Annotated in this window: 2 protein-coding genes; both read right to left on the bottom strand. The window is 66.0% G+C overall.

The annotated features are described in order from the left end of the window. Positions 1-155 precede the first annotated feature (155 nt). Complete coding sequence (locus BRAO375_RS04890; RefSeq protein WP_035638980.1) at positions 156-851, bottom strand: hypothetical protein; 696 nt, start codon at positions 849-851, stop codon at positions 156-158. Between the two features lie 169 nt (positions 852-1,020). Next, positions 1,021-1,392: signal peptidase II (gene lspA, locus BRAO375_RS04885; protein WP_035638978.1), on the bottom strand; the 372-nt coding region annotated here is incomplete at its 5' end.

Genomic DNA, 1,392 nt, shown 5'->3' with positions numbered 1-1,392 from the left:
AGCGCAGCATGCTACACCGCGCGGGACGGAGCCCGGCGTCACAAAACGGCGACATGGTGCCGCCACAAGACATTAAATTTCGCTAATGGCGACCGCATCGCGCGCTGGACCGGTATCGCAGGGTGGAGGCGGCGCATGTGCGCCGTCACCGTCCCTTACCGTTCCTTGCCGGTCATGATGTCGATCTGCTTGCCGCCGATCGGCTCCATCTTGCCGGTGCCATAGGCGTAGCCGGGCGACGGCGTCTGATAGCCGGGCGGCGGCTGGGTCAGGCTTTCGCGCTGCGGCTCGCTGGTGAACTGCTTGGACTCGCTGTCGGTGCCCTTGAACATGCCGAACAGGCCGCCCTTGAAGCCGAGCTGCGCGGGGCTCAGCATCGGGTTGTTGGTCACGCCGGGCTGGATCGGCTCGGTCTGCTTCGCAGAAGCGGTCCGCCCCATCTTCATCTCGGCCGGGGTCAGCGGACGGGCCGCGGCGACCGGGTCCTTGTTGTCCTTCTTGCGCGCGGCAGCCGCGGCGCGGCGCTGCTGCTCGTCGGGGTCCTTCGGCCAGTTCGGCGCGTTGGCCTTTTCGGCGGAAGCCGGCGGCGGCAAATCGAGCTTGGGCGGCACGACCAGCGGCGAACGCTCGCGGTAATTGATGGTCGGCGTCTCCATGTTGGTGCCGCCGAGCCCGCGCATCAAATTGTCGATGATCTTCTCTTCCAAGGTCTTGTCGTCCTCTTCATCCTCCTGGGCGCGGGCGACGCCGGCGGACATCAGCAGGCCGATGCCGAGTGCGACGGCGGACAGCCGCAGGGCGCGAACGGCCGTGTGGGTCACGATCCGGCTTGAGACTTCGGTCTTGCGCATGGCTTGTCCTGTCCTCGCTTGTCCAGTGCTCGTGCTCGACGAACCGGTCGCGACTCTCCCGGTCTCGACCCTGGCCGCCAGCGGCCGTCCGGTCACTCCGGCGATCCCCAAAACGTGAAGAACCTCAGGCTCTTGACCGGGGATCGATATTGGCCGGTATCGACCCGGATCAGGGCGCTTTTGCGGCATGGGCGCCGAAGAAGGAGTCATACAGCAGGCCCGCCACCCCGGCAACGATGGCCACATCGGCCATGTTGAAGATGTACCAGTTGTAGACGGTGCCGCCGATCTCGATGTGGAACAGGGCGAAATCGACCACCGCTCCATAGGCCAGCCGGTCGATGCCGTTGCCGATGGCGCCGCCGATGATCAGGCCGAGCGCCGTGGTGGCGAGCTTGGTCTCCGACCGCGCCATCCAGATCGCCAGCGCCACCACCGCGACGGCCTTCACCGCCATCAAGCCATATTGCGCCAGCGGGCTGTCATTCTGCAGCCAGCCGAAGCTGATGCCGATGTTCCAGGCGAGCACGAGATCGAAGAA

It is taken from the genome of Bradyrhizobium sp. ORS 375, assembly GCF_000239775.1.
Lineage (GTDB): Bacteria > Pseudomonadota > Alphaproteobacteria > Rhizobiales > Xanthobacteraceae > Bradyrhizobium.
Note: the sequence above shows the minus strand (reverse complement) of the source record. Positions and strands in the feature narration are given on the sequence as shown.